The 17,189-nt window shown below is 63.8% G+C and carries 19 protein-coding genes and 1 tRNA gene; 12 read left to right on the top strand and 8 right to left on the bottom strand.

What is annotated here, in order from left to right; translation table 11 throughout:
• Positions 1 to 103: 103 nt before the first annotated feature.
• Positions 104 to 1,030, top strand: a complete 927-nt coding sequence (rnz, locus tag OPC11_RS15675; RefSeq protein ID WP_264782508.1) for a ribonuclease Z — start codon at positions 104 to 106, stop codon at positions 1,028 to 1,030.
• Between the two features lie 513 nt (positions 1,031 to 1,543).
• On the opposite strand, the gene OPC11_RS15670 is transcribed toward rnz, so the two are convergent.
• The 3 genes from OPC11_RS15670 to OPC11_RS15660 all read right to left on the bottom strand — a co-directional run bounded on the left by OPC11_RS15670 (position 1,544) and on the right by OPC11_RS15660 (position 4,092).
• A complete protein-coding gene (locus tag OPC11_RS15670) occupies positions 1,544 to 2,713 on the bottom strand; it encodes an alanine--glyoxylate aminotransferase family protein (protein WP_264782507.1) in 1,170 nt (389 codons plus the stop codon).
• 129 nt (positions 2,714 to 2,842) lie between these two features.
• Positions 2,843 to 3,490, bottom strand: coding sequence for a TIGR00266 family protein (locus tag OPC11_RS15665; protein WP_264782506.1), 648 nt, complete (start codon positions 3,488 to 3,490; stop codon positions 2,843 to 2,845).
• A gap of 527 nt (positions 3,491 to 4,017) precedes the next feature.
• Positions 4,018 to 4,092, bottom strand: a tRNA-Arg gene (locus OPC11_RS15660).
• 93 nt (positions 4,093 to 4,185) lie between these two features.
• On the opposite strand from OPC11_RS15660, the gene OPC11_RS15655 reads away from it, so the two are divergent.
• Entirely contained in the window at positions 4,186 to 4,767 is a 582-nt protein-coding gene (locus OPC11_RS15655; protein WP_264782505.1) for an AAA family ATPase, read from the top strand.
• Positions 4,764 to 5,183 (top strand): RNA-binding domain-containing protein, encoded by a 420-nt coding sequence (locus OPC11_RS15650; RefSeq protein ID WP_264782504.1) that lies wholly within the window; start codon positions 4,764 to 4,766, stop codon positions 5,181 to 5,183. The genes OPC11_RS15655 and OPC11_RS15650 overlap by 4 nt, the downstream gene beginning before the upstream one ends.
• Positions 5,184 to 5,195: 12 nt before the next feature.
• On the opposite strand, the gene OPC11_RS15645 is transcribed toward OPC11_RS15650, so the two are convergent.
• The 4 genes from OPC11_RS15645 to fer form a co-directional block, all read right to left on the bottom strand.
• Positions 5,196 to 5,753: a magnesium transporter gene (locus OPC11_RS15645; RefSeq protein ID WP_069450429.1), complete on the bottom strand. Its 558-nt coding sequence runs from the start codon at positions 5,751 to 5,753 to the stop codon at positions 5,196 to 5,198.
• Positions 5,754 to 6,332: a magnesium transporter gene (locus tag OPC11_RS15640; protein WP_007976405.1), complete on the bottom strand. Its 579-nt coding sequence runs from the start codon at positions 6,330 to 6,332 to the stop codon at positions 5,754 to 5,756.
• A 97-nt stretch (positions 6,333 to 6,429) separates the two neighbouring features.
• Positions 6,430 to 7,821, bottom strand: a complete 1,392-nt coding sequence (locus OPC11_RS15635; protein WP_264782503.1) for a signal recognition particle protein Srp54 — start codon at positions 7,819 to 7,821, stop codon at positions 6,430 to 6,432.
• A 55-nt stretch (positions 7,822 to 7,876) separates the two neighbouring features.
• On the bottom strand, positions 7,877 to 8,533 hold the full coding sequence (gene fer / locus OPC11_RS15630) for a ferredoxin Fer (RefSeq protein WP_264782502.1): 657 nt from the start codon (positions 8,531 to 8,533) through the stop codon (positions 7,877 to 7,879).
• 105 nt (positions 8,534 to 8,638) lie between these two features.
• Here fer and thpR point away from each other — a divergent pair, with 105 nt between their 5' ends.
• The 7 genes from thpR (at position 8,639) to OPC11_RS15595 (ending at position 13,364) form a co-directional block, all read left to right on the top strand.
• Positions 8,639 to 9,196 (top strand): RNA 2',3'-cyclic phosphodiesterase, encoded by a 558-nt coding sequence (gene thpR, locus OPC11_RS15625; RefSeq protein ID WP_264782501.1) that lies wholly within the window; start codon positions 8,639 to 8,641, stop codon positions 9,194 to 9,196.
• A 53-nt stretch (positions 9,197 to 9,249) separates the two neighbouring features.
• Positions 9,250 to 9,402: a 50S ribosomal protein L39e gene (locus OPC11_RS15620; RefSeq protein WP_026177798.1), complete on the top strand. Its 153-nt coding sequence runs from the start codon at positions 9,250 to 9,252 to the stop codon at positions 9,400 to 9,402.
• Entirely contained in the window at positions 9,402 to 9,680 is a 279-nt protein-coding gene (locus OPC11_RS15615) for a 50S ribosomal protein L31e (RefSeq protein WP_007976394.1), read from the top strand. The genes OPC11_RS15620 and OPC11_RS15615 overlap by 1 nt, the downstream gene beginning before the upstream one ends.
• Before the next feature lie 4 nt (positions 9,681 to 9,684).
• Positions 9,685 to 10,350 carry a translation initiation factor IF-6 gene (locus tag OPC11_RS15610; RefSeq protein WP_264782500.1) on the top strand — a complete coding sequence of 222 codons (666 nt, stop codon included), beginning with the start codon at positions 9,685 to 9,687 and terminating at the stop codon, positions 10,348 to 10,350.
• Positions 10,351 to 10,456: 106 nt separating this feature from the next.
• Complete coding sequence (pfdA, locus tag OPC11_RS15605) at positions 10,457 to 10,918, top strand: prefoldin subunit alpha (protein ID WP_007976390.1); 462 nt, start codon at positions 10,457 to 10,459, stop codon at positions 10,916 to 10,918.
• Positions 10,919 to 10,924: 6 nt separating this feature from the next.
• The gene (gene ftsY, locus OPC11_RS15600; protein WP_264782499.1) at positions 10,925 to 12,043 is read left to right on the top strand and encodes a signal recognition particle-docking protein FtsY; all 1,119 of its coding nucleotides are present in this window, start codon (positions 10,925 to 10,927) and stop codon (positions 12,041 to 12,043) included.
• A gap of 352 nt (positions 12,044 to 12,395) precedes the next feature.
• Positions 12,396 to 13,364: a methyltransferase domain-containing protein gene (locus tag OPC11_RS15595; RefSeq protein ID WP_007976385.1), complete on the top strand. Its 969-nt coding sequence runs from the start codon at positions 12,396 to 12,398 to the stop codon at positions 13,362 to 13,364.
• 13 nt (positions 13,365 to 13,377) lie between these two features.
• Here OPC11_RS15595 and OPC11_RS15590 read toward each other — a convergent pair whose 3' ends face one another.
• Positions 13,378 to 13,872, bottom strand: coding sequence for a DUF1440 domain-containing protein (locus OPC11_RS15590; RefSeq protein ID WP_264782498.1), 495 nt, complete (start codon positions 13,870 to 13,872; stop codon positions 13,378 to 13,380).
• 164 nt (positions 13,873 to 14,036) lie between these two features.
• On the opposite strand from OPC11_RS15590, the gene OPC11_RS15585 reads away from it, so the two are divergent.
• Entirely contained in the window at positions 14,037 to 15,485 is a 1,449-nt protein-coding gene (locus tag OPC11_RS15585) for an APC family permease (RefSeq protein WP_264782497.1), read from the top strand.
• Complete coding sequence (locus tag OPC11_RS15580) at positions 15,482 to 17,110, top strand: ABC transporter substrate-binding protein (protein WP_264782496.1); 1,629 nt, start codon at positions 15,482 to 15,484, stop codon at positions 17,108 to 17,110. The genes OPC11_RS15585 and OPC11_RS15580 overlap by 4 nt, the downstream gene beginning before the upstream one ends.
• Positions 17,111 to 17,189: the final 79 nt, after the last annotated feature.

Below are 17,189 nucleotides of genomic sequence, written 5' to 3'. Positions count from 1 at the left end.
CCGGACGGCGCGGACACGCGGCGGGACGAACAACCGACGATTTCCGACCGCCACAGCGACGCTTTCGAAGGCTGTTTAATCGTCGGCCATCGATTTGGGGTCAATGTCGATGCGCGTTACCTTCCTCGGAACCAGCGGGGCAGTGCCGACGACGGACCGAAACCCGAGTTCTATCCTCGTCAACCGGGAAGGCGACCGCCTGCTCTTCGACGCCGGTGAGGGAACCCAGCGCCAGATGATGCGCTTTGGCACCGGCTTTACCGTCTCCGACCTCTTCATCACGCACCTCCACGGCGACCACATCCTCGGAATCCCCGGACTGGTGCAAACGTGGGATTTCAACGACCGCGACGACCCGCTCATGATATACACGCCGCGCGGAACCGGCGACGACATCGACGCGCTCGTTCGCACGGCGGGTCACCAACCGTCGTTTCCCATCCACATCACCGAAGTCGCGCCCGGCGAGGTCGCCGTCCGACGCGACGAGTACGAGGTCCGCACCTTCCGCACCGACCACGACGCGAACTCGCTCGGCTACGCGTTGGTCGAGGACGAACGGAAGGGCCGCTTCGACCGCGAGCGGGCGGAGGAACTCGGCGTCCCCGTCGGTCCGAAGTTCCAGCAACTCCACGCCGGAAACCCCGTCGAACTCGACGACGGCACCGTCGTCCGCCCCGAGCAAGTCGTCGGCGAACCGCGACCCGGTCGCCGGTTCGTCTACACCGGCGACACCCGTCCCACCGAGCAAGTCGTCTCCGAGGCGGAAAACGCCGACTTGCTCGTCCACGACGCGACGTTCGCCGACGACCGGAAGGACCGCGCGAGGAAGACCGCCCACTCGACCGCGAGACAGGCCGGGAACGTCGCCCGGCGCGCCGATGCGGCTCGCCTCGCCATCACGCACGTCTCCTCGCGCTACGCCGGAAACGTCTCCGAGCACCTGAAAGAGGCCCGCGAGGAGTTCGACGGCGAGGTCTTCGCCCCCGACGACGGCGACCTCATCGACGTTCCCTTCCCGGACGAGTAGGACCATTCGAACGGACGCGAGGCCAGCGGACGCCGTTTTGGAGCTCTCATCGGTGGACGATTTCGCACGAGGGTCGCGTGAAGCCACACAAACGTCCCCGGCGCGCGCTGGCACAGCCCTGAGGACAGCGAGCGGCGCCGCCGCGAGCCGTCGTCCGAAGGGGTGTGCTGATAGCGTTCGAGGTCTTGCGAACGGTGTCCTCGTGAGTGCAACGAACGAGGACACGAAAGACGCTCCGCGTCTTCCGGAGTGAACGAAGTCCCGAAAATCGAAGATTTTCTCGATGTGCAAACGCGAAGCGTTCGCAAGCAGCTCATCAGAGCAACGCTCTGACGGTGCTACCGTCCGTCAATATCCCGCCACCGAGCGGATTTCACGGTCGAAAACGAATCCCCACGATGAAATACTATCTTCTACTGGATTTTACTAAAAGATACTAAATACCACTACTCAGGTTGAACACCAGCACCTCACTACTTCGAAAAAAGAAACCCGAATCTCGCTTTTTTAGCGTTATCGCAACTGTTCGCGTGCGGCGGCCATTCCGGCCTCCAAGTCCACGTCCTCGCCGACGTCGAGGAACGCCTCGCCGATGGTGCGAACGCCGCGCAGAATCTGCTCGGACGAGAGGTTGCCCATGTTGCTCACGCGGAAGATTTCGCCGCCGAGGTGGGCCTGCCCGCCGCTGATGCTCGCGCCGCGCTCGGTCACGGCGTCGAAGAACTCGGTCGGGGTCTCGCGGACGCTGGCGGGGAGCGAAACCGCCGTCAGGGTGTTCGAGTACTCCGAGGCGTCGTTTCGCTCGGGGAACAGCGACAGCCCCATCGCGGTGAACGCCGACCGGAACGCGGCGGACTGACGGCGATGGCGGGCGATGCGCTCGGGCATGCCCTCCTCTTCGATGTGGCCGACGGCGAGCGCGAGGCCGCGGAAGAGCGGCACGGCGCTCGTGAACGGCGTCTGGTGGGAGTCGGCCTTGCGAAGGTGCCAGTCCAAATCCTCGTAGAACGGTGCGCTCTCGCCGTCGAAAGCCTCCTGTGCGCGGGGCGTGGCGTACATGGCACTCGTCCCCGGCGGGGCCGCGAGGGCCTTCTGGGCGTCCGTCACCGCGACGTCGACGTTCCACTCGTCAACGAGGAACTCGTCGCCGCCGAGGGAGGTCACGCCGTCCACGACGAAGTAGGCGTCGTGGTCCGCCGCAATTTCGCCGACTTCGGCGACGGGATTGAGGAGTCCCGTACTCGTCTCGTTGTGGACCATCGTCACGACTTTCGTCTCGTCCGTCACGGCCTCCGCGACCGCCTCGGGGTCGATGGACTGGCCCCAGTCGGACGCGACCGGCGTCACGTTCGCGTAGCGGTCGGCGATGCGCTTGAACCGCCGCCCGAACTTGCCGTTCACGACGGCGACCACTTCGTCGTCCTCACCGGCGAGGTTGGCGACGGCGGCCTCCATCGCCATCGTCGCCGTCCCGTTGAAGATGAGGCTGGTACCGCCGCTCGTCGTCGGCGTTCCGTCGAGCGAGGAGCGCTCGAAGATGTAATCGAGACCGTCCTGTGCGTTTTCGTACACCGACTCGAACTCCGCGGAGCGGTGCGATACCATCGGCTCGCTCATCGCCTGTCGAACGTCGCGCGCGAGGGGTACCGGACCCGGATTGAGTAGGAGAAAATCCTCTCGCATACACACCCGTTCTACCTCCCCCTAAATAAGCGTCGTGCGGGGCGCAAATTCCGCCTCTTGTCCGAAGGCATCATTCGATACCTAAGTAATCCGCGTGAGGTGTCTCCCCCACGCCGAACGATGACGAGCCTACTCGCCGTCCGGCAGATTCGGCGCAATCCACGAGAGAAGCGCGACCGGGCTTCGGGATTGTGTCCAAATCGTCCCCGGGCCTTCGAGTTCGCAGACGAGGCCGCCCCGCCCGCCAGCGTGTGAGTGAACGGTATCGACGCGCGTCACCTCGAAGTCCACGGACCCTTCGAACGCGACGACGTGGCCGGTGTCCAGAATGTATCGCTCGCCGGGGTCGAGGCTCACTATCGAGACGGCCCCGTAACTCGAAAGAAACGCGAGACCCGACCCGGAGAGTTCGAGAAGGAAGTCCCCCGCACACTCCACGAAGCTTCCTTTTTCCTCGAAATCGATACCCGACTCCGCCGCGAGGAACGCACAGGACTGGACGTACAGCGTTTCGTCCCGGAGTTCGTAGTGAAAGATATCGCCCGGAAACGGCGGCGCGAGCCGAATGGTTCCGGGGTGGTCCGCGGCGAACGTCGTCGAAAACGGCGTCTCCTCACCGAGAACGGAGCGTTCGAGTAGTGCTTCCGAATCCGGTGGCACTTCGACTCCCGCCGAATGGCTGACCAGCGACCCCGCCTCGGCCCGAATCTCCTCGTCCGCGTCCAGCGTGAGGAGGAGTTCGGCGAACGCTGGCTGGTTCGTGATTTCGTACTCCATGCTCGACTAGCCCACGACGCCGCGACGGATAGCCCTCCCGGCCTCCTCCCCAGTTCGTGACCTGCTTTTTCGGTGATGGGCTCCCGGTTGAATGCCGGAGCGGAATTCACAAACGGTTCGTTGGCGGTTGCGGTGCGGTATGCCGTCCAGAAGTAGAACCGCGAGCGGAGTTCTCGTGAGCGACTGAATGGAGCGAACGAGAGCAAGCAAGAGCGACGCTCTTGCGGAGCGAGCAGACCAAGGAACCCCCAGAAGGTGACGCCGTGTCCTCGTGAGTGGAACGAACGAGTGGCTCGGAGGTCGCATGCCCGCACAACGAACGAAGTGAGTGAGCAGGAACGACTTTCGGTGCTTTTCATCAACGTTTTGCCAGCGAGCGTAGCGAGCGCAGCAAAAGGTTGACGAGCACGATGGGATTCGAACCGAAGCAAGACGGTCCTGCTCACTCACTCCGTTCGTTGCGCGGGCGTGCGACTTGCAGGCTTCGAATCCTGTGCTCGTCGCTCGTCACGTCCGTTCCTAACGAACGAGCACGATGGGATTCGAACCCACGGCCGTCGGATTAGAAGTCCGACGCTCTATCCAGACTGAGCTACGTGCCCTCGGTACCGCATTATCGGTGCGCCTTCATAAGGGGTTGGGATTCTCCCCCGCAAACACAGCCCTTAAGCACGGTTCACGAGAAAACGAAGACGATGCGAGTAATCGGAACCGTCGGCCTCCCGGGGAGCGGCAAAGGCGAGGCCGCCACCGTCGCCGAGGAGATGGGAATCCCCGTCGTCACGATGGGCGACGTCATCCGCGCGGCGTGCCGCGAACGGGGCCTCGACCCGGCGGAGCACCACGGCGAAATCGCCAAAGCACTCCGCGAGGAGAACGGCCCGGACGCCATCGCACAGGCGTCACTCCCACAAATCGACGCGGCGCTGACCACCTCGGAAACCGTCCTCGTCGACGGGATTCGCTCGGGCGTCGAGGTCGAACGGTTCGAGGACGCCTTCGATGACGATTTCGTACTGGTGAGCATCGAAGCCCCGTTCGAGGTCCGCGCCGACCGGTTGAGCGAGCGGGGACGCGACCACTCGGACGCCGACGAAGCGCGCCTTCGAAAGCGCGACGAACGTGAACTCGGGTTCGGCCTCGACCGAGCGATGGCACGGGCCGATGCCGTCATCGACAACACCGGAACGCTCGACGGCTTCCGCCGCCGGATTCGCGCGCTCCTCGAAGACGGACTTTCGGGGTTGGAGAGCGTAGAGGCGGGTGAAAACCGATGATATACAGCGTCGATATCCGAATCACAGCACCCGTAAACGACACCGAAATCGAAGCGCGGGTCACGGACGCCATCGAGAACGTCTTTCCCGGCGCGGAGACAGAATCGAAGGCGGGCGAAGTCGTCGCCGAAGCGCACAGCGTCGAGCACTTCTCCGAACTGCTCCACCGACAGGAAATCCTCGACACGGCGCGCGGCGAGTTCTTCTCGGGACGGGACGGCGACACGCTCTCGTTCGACCTGAAAAAACAGGCCGCGTTTCAGGGCGTGGTCAACTTCGCCGTCGGCAACCCAGACGAACTCGGCGAACTCCACGTTCGCATGCGGGTCACCGACCCGACCGTCGAGGAGTTCGTCGATTACGTCGCACCGCCGACCGAGGACGGAAAACCCATTGACACCGACGAAGGGCAGTAGCGGCGCTCGTTTTTACACCAACAGTTGCACCACGACGAACAGCACGATGACGCCCAGCACGTCGCAGGCGTTCGTCACGACCGGAATCACCACGTCGTCGGGGTCGAGTTCGAACCGATAGGCGACGTACGTGGCGACGAGGGTCACGAGAATGGCGACGAACGCTAACACGATGCCGCTGACCAGCGAGACGAGGACGACGATGAAGAGGCCGAGTTGCGTCTCGCCGATGAGCCACGTCAGCGTCCACGCGCCGAACCCGACCACCGGGAAAATCGTGACCGCGAGGAGGACCGTGGCGACGGCGTTCCCCGCGAGCACCTCGTCCCCCCGACCGAACGAGAGCGTCCCGAGGTGAAACGCGGTCGAGAGTCTGGCGGCGAGGATGCTTCCGAGGTTACCCGCCGTGCCGATAGTTACCGGTACCAATGCGAGGAGCGTCGGATACTGTAGCAGGGTGCTCTCGAACGACCCGAGGACGAGGCCGCTTCCGATTTCGACCATCGTGAGGACGAGCAACACCGGGAGCATCGCCCGCATGATGGCGCGAACCGTCCAGCGCGTCGGCATCTAGCCACCCCCGAGCGCGATGACGATTCGGACGGCGAGCAGGAGGAACGAGATGCCGAACACGTCGCCCGTCGTCGTCACGAGCGGACCGACCAGCGTGTCCGGGTTTTTCCCGCGGCGATACCCCGCGAAGACGACAAGGACGACGGCCACTGTCAAGGCGACACCCGAGAGCAATCCCGCGATGAGCGCGATTGCGAGCAGAGTCGGAAGCGGCGCGACCGAATCCGAGAGCGCCTTCAGAACGACGAACGCGACCACCGACGCGAACAGGCTGGCGAGGATGCCGTTCGCCAGCGAGGCGACGATGGCCGCCCACACCCGGTCGTCGTCCGGGACGAACGACGGTTCGACCAGTCCTTGGTGCAGTCCGGATGCGAGGCGCGCGCCGAGCGACCCGTAGACGTTCCCGCGGGTAGCGAGGAGGGCGGGGACGAGGACGAGCAACCCCGCCACCTGACGGAGTTCGGCGCGCATTCCGCTGAGGACGACGCCCGCGAACAGCCCACCGACCATGCTCGCGGCGAGGGCGGGGAGCGCTTCGCGGTACGCCTCGGCGGCGACTTCCCGGACGGTCATCTACTGCTGTGGACACGGGCACGGGACAAAAAAGCGGTGTGTCGCGGTTCCGCTTGCGCCGATAGTTCTGGTCGGACGAAATCGAAGAGAGAGACGACTATCCGAACGGCCCCATGCCGCCCATACCGCCACCGCCGCCACCGCCGCCGCCCTGCATCTTCTTCATCATGCGCTCCATGTCGCCGCCCTGTCCCATCCCTTGGAACTGTTTGAGCGTCTGGGACATCATCTTGTGCTGCTGGAGGAGTTCGCGGATGCGTTCCTCGTCCTGCCCGCTCCCGCGAGCGATGCGGCGAATCTGGCTCGCGCCGATGGACCGCGGGTTTTCGAGTTCCTTGTCCGTCATCGAGTCCATGATGATCTCGAAACTCCGCATCCGGTCTTTCGTCACGTCCATCGCGTCGTCCGGGAGTTCGTCCATGATTCCGCCGCCGAAGCCGGGAATCATGTCCATGACCTGTTCGAGCGGCCCCATCTTGTTCATCGCGTTCATCTGATGGCGCATGTCGTTCAGGGTGAACGACCCCTTCATCATGTCCTCGGGGTCCCAGTCCTCTTCCTCCTCCGTCTCGGACATGGCGCGCTCGACGCGCTCGGTGAGCTGTTTCAGGTCGCCCATGCCGAGCAGGCGCGAGATGAAGCCGTTCGGCTCGAAGCGCTCCACGTCTTGGACCGTCTCACCGGACCCGAGGAAGGCGATGGACGAGTCCGTCTCGTTGACCGCCGTCAAGGCACCGCCACCCTTCGCGGTCCCGTCGAGTTTCGTGATGACGACGCCGTCGATGCCGATGGACTCGTCGAACTGCTGGGCTTGGTCTTTCGCACCCTGTCCGATAGCCGCGTCGAGGACGAGCAGGTTCCGGTCGGGGTCAACGACGGACTCGATTTCCTCGATTTCGTCGATGAGGTCGTCTTCGAGCGCGTGGCGGCCCGCCGTGTCCACGATGTGGATATCGGCGTCGGCCGTCTCTTCGAGTCCTTTCCGCGCGATGTCCACGGGGTCCTCGTTGTCCGGGTCACCGTAGAAATCGACTTCCGCGCGGGAGCACATCTCCTTCGCCTGGTCGTACGCGCCGGGCCGGAAGGTGTCCGTCTGGATGACGGCGGGGCGAAGCCCCTTCTTCGAGAACCACCACGCCATCTTGGCGGAGGTGGTCGTCTTCCCCGACCCCTGCAATCCGGCGAGGAGAATGGTCTGGTTTTCGAGCGGGATTTCCGTGCTCTCGCCGACGAGGCCGACGAGTTCCTCGTAAACGATACTCAGCACGTGGTCGCGGGCCGTCGTCCCGCCCGGCGGTTCCTCCTCCAGCGCGCGCTCCTTGATGGACGAGGAGAGGTCCATCACGAGACTCACGTCCACGTCGGCCTGCAGAAGGGAACGCTGGATTTCCTTTACAATTTCCTCGACGTCGTCTTCGCTGACGCGCGATTTCCCACTCAGCTTGTCGAGTGAGCCGCGAAGAGAACTGCCGAGATTGTCGAGCACCATCGTTGTGCTTCCTTGGGTTCGTAGTCGTTTAAAGGCTTTTTCTAGTCCGTCGGCGTCAGTTACCGGAGCGTGCCTGCCCGAACTGCTGGGGCGGCAGTCGGAGTTCGTCGAGACCCGGCAGATGCTTGATGTTGTAGATGACCTGCATGTGGTCCGTAATGGGCGCGCTGATACAGGAGAGTCGGAACCCGCGGTCCAGCATCTCGGACGAGAGGACGTGATTCGATGGCATGTCCATCTCCCCGTCCACGACCGCAACCGCGCAGTTCGCACACGCCCCGCCGCGACAGGCGAACGGCCACTCGTACCCCCTGTTTTCCGCCGCTTCGAGAAGCGTTTCGTTGTTGAGAACGTAGAACTGCCCGTAATCCTCGGCGTCCAGCCCCATGGCGGCGGCCTTGTCGAACAGTCCGTCGTCGTCCACGTTCCAGTCGTAGTCGTCGATGACCTCGTAGTTGAGAAATTCGACCATCGGATGCTTCGGCGTTCGGTCCCGCTCCTCGACGCGTTCTTCGTCGGCGGCTTTCTCGTCTTTCTCGCCGCCGATGTCTCCCGATTGAATCGCCTGATACGCCGCTCGGACCCGCTGGAATTCGCGGTGGGACCCACCGTGGTCCGGGTGTGCCTCCTTTATCCGTCGTCGATACGCCTCGACGACTTCCTCGTCATCCGCATCCGAATCGAGTCCGAGAACGCTGAACGGGGAGTCCACATGTGAGTGGTAGGAAATGGAGCGCATAAATCCTCTTCCCCTGCGGTCGGGTCGAACCGGTCACCGGCGTCAACGTTCAAGCCCGCTGGCGACGAAGGGTCGCGTATGCGACTGTTCGTGAGCATCGACCTGCCCGACGACCTCGCGGAAAGCGTGGACGGCGTTCAAGACAGGTTCCGCGACGCCGACGGGCTCTCGTTTACGGATCCGAGACAGGCCCACGTCACGCTCTCGTTCCTCGGCGAGGTGGACGACGACCGCGTACCCGTCGTCGAAGACGCGCTCGAATCGGCCGTCGATGACGACATCGACTTCGGACCGTTCGAGGCCGAGGTCTGCGGCTTGGGCGTCTTTCCGAGTTTGGAGTACATCAGGGTCGTGTGGGTCGGCGTCGGGGACGGCGCGGAGGAGATGGTCCTGCTCAACGATGCCGTCGAGTCGCGGTTGTACGACCTCGGCTTCGCGCCGGACGACGACGAGTTCGTCCCGCACATCACCATCGCCAGAATGAAGCACGCGGGGGGAAAGGAACTCGTTCAGCGGAACGTCCGCGAACTCGACCCGACGGTCGGTCGGATGGACGTTTCGGAGGTCAGGCTGACGAAGAGCGAACTGGGCGCGAACGGGCCGAGCTATTCGACCGTCGCGGCGTTCCCCCTGTGAGGCCGCTTGAAAGGAACAAGATTTTATGCGACGGCGGAAAAGTGGCAACCACTATGGGCAAGAAGTCGAAGGCCAAGAAGAAGCGACTGGCCAAGCTGGAACGGCAGAACAGCCGCATCCCGGCGTGGGTCATCATGAAGACGGACCGCGACGTAATGCGAAACCCGAAGCGCCGCAGCTGGCGGCGTAGCGACACTGACGAATAATGAGCGCAAGTGATTTCGAGGAGCGAGTCGTGACGGTTCCGCTCCGAGACGTGAAAGCAGAGGCAAAGCACAAGCGAGCGAACAAGGCGATGAAACTGGTGCGCGGGCACCTCGCCCAGCACTTCAAGGTGGACGAGGACGACGTGCGTCTCGACCCCTCCATCAACGAGGCAATCTGGTCGCGCGGTCGAAAGAACCCGCCGCGAAAGCTCCGCGTTCACGCCGCCCGCTTCGAAGAAGAGGGCGAGTCCGTCGTCGAGGCGGAGTACGAAGAGTAGAGCGGTGCTTCGTACCGCGTTCAACGGCTCGGCGTACATCGGCGTCTTCGCACGTGTGACTGACGAGTATCTGCTCGTCCGCCCGGATTTGGACGACGAACTCCTCGACTCCCTCCGCAAGGAGCTGGAAGTCGATGTCGTCGGAACCACGCTTGGTGGCTCGTCCACCGTCGGCGCGCTGGTGGCGGGCAACGAGAACGGTTTGCTCGTCAGCGGTCGCATCACCGACCACGAGCGCGAGCGAATCGAGGCCGTCGTGGACGTTCCGCTCACGAAGTTCCCGGGGCGCATCAACGCCGCCGGAAACGTCGTGCTCGCGAACGACACCGGGGCCTACGTCCACCCGGACCTCCCTCGGGAGGCCGTGCAAGCGGTTTCGGACGGGCTCGACGTTCCGGTCGAACGCGGCACCATCGCTGGCGTTCAAACGGTCGGAACGGCCGGAGTGGCGACGAACAGAGGTGTTCTCTGCCACCCGAAAGCCACCGACTCGGAACTCGACGCTATCGAGGAAATCCTCGGCGTCCCGGCCGACATCGGCACCATCAACTACGGTGGGCCGCTGGTCGGGTCCGGACTCCTCGCCAACGCCCACGGCTACGTGGTCGGAGAGGAGACGACCGGTCCCGAACTCGGCCGTATCGAGGACGCGCTGGGCTATATCGACTGATTTTCGGCTCGTTACGTTTTCGGTCCGAGTTAGCAACATTCTTCCCGCTTGCTCACGCACGTGTGGACATGAGCACGATTACTCGCGGAACGGAGTGTGAAGCACGATGATGGGCGGCGGCAATCAACAGATGCAGCAGATGCAACAGCAGCTCCAGCAGTTGGAAGCTGAGAAGGAAGAACTGAACGGCGAAGTCGAAGACCTGCGCAACGAGAAAGGTGAAGTCGACGAGGCCATCGAGGCAATCGAATCGCTCGACACCGGCTCTGTCGTCCAGGTTCCGCTCGGCGGCGGCGCGTACATCCGCACGAACGTCGAGGACATCGACGAAATCGTCGTCGAACTCGGCGGCGGCTACGCCGCGGAGCGCGACCAAGAGGGCGCAATCGCGTCGCTGAAGAGCCGCAAGGACCTTCTCGACGACCAGATCGCCGACCTGCAGGAAGAAATCGGCGAGGTCGAAGCCGAGAGCGACCAGCTCGAGCAGAAAGCACAGCAGATGCAACAGCAGCAGATGCAACAGCAGATGCAGCAGATGCAACAGCAGCAGGAAGACGAGGACGAATAACCGGCGATGTTCGACAGTCTGAAGGATAAGCTGAGCGGGTTCCGTAAGGACGTCGAGGAGACGACCGAGGAGAAGGCCGAGGAGGCCGACGAAGCGGACGCCGACGCGGACGCTGAAGCGGTCGAGGAAACGGTCGAAACGGAACCCGCGGAGACGGAGACGACACCCGAGCCGGAATCGACGGACGACTCCGACTCGGAGGACGAAGAGTCCGGCAACGGGCGCGGCGGTTTCGCCCAGAAGGCCAAATCGTTCGCTCGCGGTGAAATCGTCATCGAGGAGCAGGACGTCGAGGACCCGCTCTGGGAACTCGAAATGGCGCTGCTCGAAAGCGACGTCGAGATGAGCGTCGCACAGGAGATGCTCGACGGCATCCGCAACGACCTGGTCGGCGCGACCCGCAAGTTCAGCGCCGAAACGGGTGATGTCGTCGAGGACGCCCTGCACGACTCTCTGCTGTCGGTCATCAGCGTCGGGCAGTTCGACTTCGACCAGCGCGTCGCCGAGGCGGACAAACCGCTCGTCATCATCTTCACCGGCGTCAACGGCGTCGGGAAGACGACGAGCATCGCCAAGCTATCGCGGTACTTCGAGGAGCGCGGCTACTCCTCGGTGATGGCGAACGGCGACACCTACCGCGCCGGTGCGAACCAGCAGATTCGGGAGCACGCGGACGCGCTCGACACGAAACTCATCGCCCACGAGCAGGGAGGCGACCCCGCCGCCGTCATCTACGACGCGGTGGAGTACGCCGACGCCCACGACATCGACATCGTGCTGGGCGACACTGCAGGTCGCCTGCACACCAGCGAAGGCCTGATGGACCAGTTGGAGAAAATCGGCCGCGTCGTGGACCCCGACATGACCATCTTCGTGGACGAGGCCGTGGCCGGGCAGGACGCCGTGCAGCGCGCGAAGGAGTTCGACGAGGCCGCCGAAATCGACGGCTCGATTCTGACGAAGGCCGACGCCGACTCGAAGGGCGGTGCCGCCATCTCCATCTCGCACGTCACGGGCAAGCCCATCCTGTTCCTCGGAACCGGACAGGGCTACGACGACATCGAGCAGTTCGACCCCGAACGGATGGTCGAACGACTGCTCGGCGACGAGGAAGAAGAGGAGTAATCGACTTCGGATTTTTTCGAAGCCGCCGTTCGGGAGTGGCGACACAACCGCTTTCGGGACGCGCGATGGCGAACGATTCGCGCCAATCGCGCGAATCGTTCCCGTGACCGGGGTGGCATGGGGACGCCGAGGGCGGGTGGCCGTGCGGTTCCGGCCACCCGTCCGCATGCGGTTGCGGTCGTTCATTGTGCCTAGTCGCTGCGGTCGAGGTCGCCAAATCGAACGGCGCTGGAGTAGTGACGGAACCACCACCAAACCCCGAACGAGCACTTCCTCGTCCCCGTCGTGATTCGCAATCCCCAAGACGACAGCCCCACTCCCCTCGAACGAAACCGGACGACGGAGAAATATCGTGTACGTACTGGAACTCGGCGGACAAGACGACGAATTCGCGGCGTGCGAAGCGGCGAGCGCAGCGAGCGGGGTGGAACTCGTCGCGCCCGGCCTCGCGCGCGCGGCGACGATTACGGAGCGCGTTTCCAGCCTCGCGTACACCCACCGCGCGAGCGAGTTGGTCGGAACGACAGACGCCGACGTGGCGAGCGCCCGAACGTTGCTCTCCGCCGCGCCGATAGAGCGCGAGGGGACGGTCGCGGTGCGTGCGCGCGCGGTCCGCGAGACGGCCGACGTCAGCACCCAGCAGGCCGAACGCGAGTTGGGGCAGGTGCTCGTGGACCGCGGCTTCGCCGTGGACTTGGACGACCCCGACCACGAACTCCGAGCGACGTTCTCCGGGGACCTGTGTGCGCTGGGGTGGCTGGAAACCGAGAGCGTGCGCGACTACGGCACGCGCAAACCGACAGACCGGCCGTTCTTCCAGCCCGGAAGTATGGACCCGCTGCTCGCACGCGCGTTGGTGAACATCGCCGGAGCAAGAGCGGGAACGACGCTCCTCGACCCGATGTGCGGGACGGGCGGCGTGCTCATCGAGGCCGCGCTGGTCGGTGCGCGGCCGCTCGGTGCCGACGCACAGGAGAAGATGGTCCGCGGGGCAGCCGAAAACCTCGACCACTACGCACCGGACGCCGCCGCGGCCACGGTTCGCGGCGACGCGACGCACCTGCCGTTCCCCGACGACGCCATCGACGGCGTGGTGTTCGACGCGCCCTACGGCAGGCAGTCGAAGATAGCGAACCTCGACCTCGACGACCTCGTTGCCGGTGCGCTCGCGGAGGCGCGACGAGTCGCCTCCCGCGCCGTCGTCGTCGGCGACCGCTCGTGGGCGAACGAAGCGACCGACGCGGGGTGGAACGTCGAAAACCAGTTCGAGCGGCGAGTGCATCGGTCGCTGACGCGGTACGTCGTGGTGCTCTCGCGCTGAGAAGGTGTCGAGTTCAGCTCATTTTGCCCGTCGCCGACAGCAGCGGCGGGACGAGGAGACCGAGGAGGGCACCGTAGACGAGGTGGGCCAACAATCCCGACGGATGGAGATTCGGCACGAGCGGTGCCGCCGGAACGTCGGAAATCATCAATCCGAGCGGGAGGACGATTCCCGCGCCGACGACCCAGAGCACGAGGCTGTATGCCATGCCGGAGGCGACGCTCCGGGAAACACCGCCGACTTTCGTCCCGAGCGGGGATTTCGTGACGAGGAACGCGAACAGCACGCCGAAAACGGTTCCGTGGACGAGGTGGACGACCCACCCCATGAGCGACCCCTGAAGGTTGTAGAGCGCCGCGGCCGCGTTCGTGACGATGAACGGGCGGAAGTATATCCAAACGGGGGCCATCACGGCGGCGGCGACGAGTCCGGCGATGCCCCCGCTGAGCAGTATCCCGATGCCGGTGTCGGTTCGTCCCTCGACGCGAAGTGACGTTTGCGTTGACATGGACACGATAGCTTCGCCGAAGGACGTGTTAGTCTCCCTGCTTGCCATGGCATGCTTTCGTTCCGGGGGAACGGCGGTGATATCGAGCGCGTCGTGGCGGGGATTTGATGGTTGCTGTAGCAAGCAATGGATGTTTGCTGAAAGTCGGCTTACGGGGAAACAGCATGGGAAAGCTCGGTCTCAAAGAGGCAGTAGCGATGGCTGTCGGCGGGATGATCGGAGGTGGTATCTACTCCGCCTTCGGCCTCGTCGTCTCCATCTCGGGACGCTTATCGTGGATCGCGTTCCTGCTCGCCGGAATCGTGGCACTCAGCGCGGGGTACAGTTACATCAAGATGAACCAATACGTCGGCGACCGCGGCGGCGCGCCGACCTACTTTCACGACCTGTTCGGCGACACGATGCTGACGGGGATGGTGGGGTGGACGCTCCTGTTCGGGTACATCGTCTCGATGGCGCTGTACGCCTACGCGTTCTCGTCGTTCTTCACGAAGCTGTTCGGTCGGCTCGCGTTCAATCAGATACCCATCGCAAATCTGATTTCCATCCTCGTCATCGGGGCGTTCGTCGGACTCAACCTGATGGGAGCCGGTTCGACCGGCAAAGCCGAGGACTTCCTCACGTTCTTCAAAGTCGTCGTCATCGGCGGCTTCGGAATCTGGGGCGTCTACTTCGCCGTCACGGGCAACATCTTCCAGCCGGGATTCTACGAGTTCATGCTCAACCCGACCATCGGCATCGCGGACCCGTTCCTCGGCGCGGCGATGTCGTTCGTGGCGTTTCAGGGCTGGCAGTTGTTGCTGTACGACCAAGATAAGTTCAGCAACCCGGAAGAGACGATTCGGAAAGCCATCTACATCGCCATCCCGGTGGCGACCCTGCTGTACGTCCTCGTCGCGTTCACGACGACGAGCATCCTCGAACTGCCCGTCATCATGGTCAGCCCGGAAACGTCGCTGCTGTACGCCGCGCTGCCGTTCGCGGGACAGCTCGGAGCGCTCCTCATCGGGTTCTCCGCGCTGTTTTCGACCGCGAGCGCGGTCAACGCGACGCTATTCAGCAGCGCGCAGTTCTCCCGGGAACTCATCGAAATCGGCGTCCTCCCGGACCTGACCGGCGTGGAAAGCGACGGCGGAGACGGGAGCAGTAGCGAGAGCGGAAGTGACGGCAGCGACGGGAGCGATAGCAGTGACAGCGACGGCAGCAACAGCAACAGTAACAGCGACGACGGAAACAGCGACGAAAGCAGCGACAGCGACGGGAATCAGATTCCCTCGGGAATCGTCATCGGTCTCGGCGTGCTGTCGATGGCGTTCGCGGTGTACGGGAGCCTGATGAGCATCACGACGTTCGCGTCGCTCGCGTTCATCGCCGTCTTCGGCGGCGTGAGCTACGTCGCATACCGGGAACGTGACAACCTCGACATCCACCCAACGATACCCGTCGTGGGCACCGTCGGTTGTGCGCTCTTCTTCCCGGTGTTGCTGTACGACCTGTACGTGCACAGTTCGTCCACGTTCTGGCTGGTCGTCGTCATCGGCCTGCTCGTGGTCGGCTCCGAACTGGTGTACTTCAAATTCGCCGGTGCGCAGACCGGAGGTGCGCAATCATGACGAAACACGAGGAAAACGGACTGACGCGACGGAAACTGCTTGCATCGCTCGGAATTGCGGGCGCGGGCGCCCTGTCGGGCTGTTCGGCCATCGAACGGGTGTCCGGCGGAAACGGCTCGCAACTCCGAATCGCCCAACCGCTCACGGCCACGGTACTCGACCCCGTGGTCATCGAAAGCGTGCCGTCGGCGCAGGTAGCCACGCAGGTGTTCGAAGGCCTGTACACCTACGGCGAGGGGACGACGTTGGAACCCGAACTCGCCGACGGCGAACCGAAGGTGAGCCACGGCGGGACGCGGTACGAGGTGTCGCTGAAGTCGGAACCGCGGTTCCAAAACGGAAACCCGGTCACGGCGGAGGACGTGAAATACTCGTTCGAAGCGCCGAGTCACCGGGACGAGAACACGTCGTGGCGGCGCGGAACGCCGAACAAGTGGGAGGTGGACATGATAGACACCATCGAGACGCCCGACGACCACACGGTGCGGTTCGAACTGTCGTACCCGTACGACGCCTTCCACGAGGTGCTCACCCGGGCCGTCGTCCCCAAATCGGCCCGCGACCCCGACCCCGAGACGTTCGCCAAAAACCCGGTCGGCTCCGGGCCGTTTCAGGTGGACCGGTTCGTGCCCCAGAAGTACGCGATTCTGACGCGCTGGGACGACTACTGGGACTCGCCGAAGGCCGCAATCGACCGGTTGAAGTTCGTCTCGGAGTACTCAGGGCTGTCGCGGACGATGAGCCTGAAGACGGGGCAAAACCAGCTAGTCGAGGAGGTAGAGCCCCACCTCTGGAAGGCGACGAACGACCAACCGAACGCCACCGTGAAATCCAGCGAGAGCTACGATTACACCTTCCTCGGCTTCAACTGCAACGGCGGGCCGACCTCGGAGGAGAAAGTCCGGAAGGCGGTCGATTACTGCGTCAACTTCGACGAGATGGTGGAGAACATCCTCCGTCCGGCGGGCGAACGCACGTACAGCCCGCTGCCCCACCAGTTGGCCGAGGAGTGGGACATGCCCGTCAACGAGTGGAAGCGGATACCCAACGAGCGGAACATCGAGAAAGCGCGAACGCTGTTCCGCGACGCGGGCGTCGAGGCGTGGGCACCGAAGATAGCCGTTCCGGCGTCGAAGAGTTCCGGCGACGAGCTGTTGATGATGATGGCGAACGCCGTAAAGCAGGGGCTGACGCTCGCCGGGTTCCAGCAGGCCAGCGTCGAGAAGTACTCGTGGTCGGTGTTCCACGACAAAATCGTCTCGGGGTCGCCGAGCGACTACCACATGTTCGTCACGGAGTGGTCGGCGTTTCCCGACCCGGACGCCTACGTCTATCCCCTGTTCCACCAGCGGGCGGAGGGCGAGACGAACGGCGTGTTCTACAAGAACGACGACGTGATGGAGAAGATACTGAACGCGCGGAAATCGGACGTGCACGCGAAGCGGAGGAAACTCTACGAAGAGACCATCACGACCCTGCTGGAGGACCGCGTGCACCTGCCGATATACCAGCCGAAGAACGCCTTCGGGGTGAAAAAGGACCTCGACAACTTCGAGCTGTCCCCGATGTCGGAGGAGAACCCGCGGTTCGTCGGTTCGGAGTATCGGGTCACGGTCGGCGAGTAAGGTGATAGGGGAGTCAGAGAAGTAGCGGTGAGACGGGTCGGGCATCAATATCTTTTCAAACTCGTAGGGGGGACACCCA

Origin of the sequence: Haladaptatus sp. T7 (assembly GCF_026008575.1) — an archaeon.
Lineage (GTDB): Archaea > Halobacteriota > Halobacteria > Halobacteriales > Haladaptataceae > Haladaptatus > Haladaptatus paucihalophilus.
Note: the sequence above shows the minus strand (reverse complement) of the source record. Positions and strands in the feature narration are given on the sequence as shown.

What these genes read in the sequence shown, in the direction of transcription:
- OPC11_RS15620 (WP_026177798.1), top strand. Translation starts at nt 9,250, where the DNA reads ATGGGCAAGAAGTCGAAGGCCAAGAAGAAGCGACTGGCCAAGCTGGAA.
- pfdA (WP_007976390.1), top strand. Translation starts at nt 10,457, where the DNA reads ATGATGGGCGGCGGCAATCAACAGATGCAGCAGATGCAACAGCAGCTC.
- OPC11_RS15640 (WP_007976405.1), bottom strand. Translation starts at nt 6,332, where the DNA reads ATGACCGTCCGGGAAGTCGCCGCCGAGGCGTACCGCGAAGCGCTCCCC.
- OPC11_RS15645 (WP_069450429.1), bottom strand. Translation starts at nt 5,753, where the DNA reads ATGCCGACGCGCTGGACGGTTCGCGCCATCATGCGGGCGATGCTCCCG.
- OPC11_RS15585 (WP_264782497.1), top strand. Translation starts at nt 14,037, where the DNA reads ATGGGAAAGCTCGGTCTCAAAGAGGCAGTAGCGATGGCTGTCGGCGGG.
- OPC11_RS15635 (WP_264782503.1), bottom strand. Translation starts at nt 7,821, where the DNA reads ATGGTGCTCGACAATCTCGGCAGTTCTCTTCGCGGCTCACTCGACAAG.
- OPC11_RS15615 (WP_007976394.1), top strand. Translation starts at nt 9,402, where the DNA reads ATGAGCGCAAGTGATTTCGAGGAGCGAGTCGTGACGGTTCCGCTCCGA.
- rnz (WP_264782508.1), top strand. Translation starts at nt 104, where the DNA reads ATGTCGATGCGCGTTACCTTCCTCGGAACCAGCGGGGCAGTGCCGACG.
- thpR (WP_264782501.1), top strand. Translation starts at nt 8,639, where the DNA reads ATGCGACTGTTCGTGAGCATCGACCTGCCCGACGACCTCGCGGAAAGC.
- OPC11_RS15665 (WP_264782506.1), bottom strand. Translation starts at nt 3,490, where the DNA reads ATGGAGTACGAAATCACGAACCAGCCAGCGTTCGCCGAACTCCTCCTC.
- OPC11_RS15650 (WP_264782504.1), top strand. Translation starts at nt 4,764, where the DNA reads ATGATATACAGCGTCGATATCCGAATCACAGCACCCGTAAACGACACC.
- ftsY (WP_264782499.1), top strand. Translation starts at nt 10,925, where the DNA reads ATGTTCGACAGTCTGAAGGATAAGCTGAGCGGGTTCCGTAAGGACGTC.
- OPC11_RS15655 (WP_264782505.1), top strand. Translation starts at nt 4,186, where the DNA reads ATGCGAGTAATCGGAACCGTCGGCCTCCCGGGGAGCGGCAAAGGCGAG.
- OPC11_RS15670 (WP_264782507.1), bottom strand. Translation starts at nt 2,713, where the DNA reads ATGCGAGAGGATTTTCTCCTACTCAATCCGGGTCCGGTACCCCTCGCG.
- OPC11_RS15590 (WP_264782498.1), bottom strand. Translation starts at nt 13,872, where the DNA reads ATGTCAACGCAAACGTCACTTCGCGTCGAGGGACGAACCGACACCGGC.
- OPC11_RS15580 (WP_264782496.1), top strand. Translation starts at nt 15,482, where the DNA reads ATGACGAAACACGAGGAAAACGGACTGACGCGACGGAAACTGCTTGCA.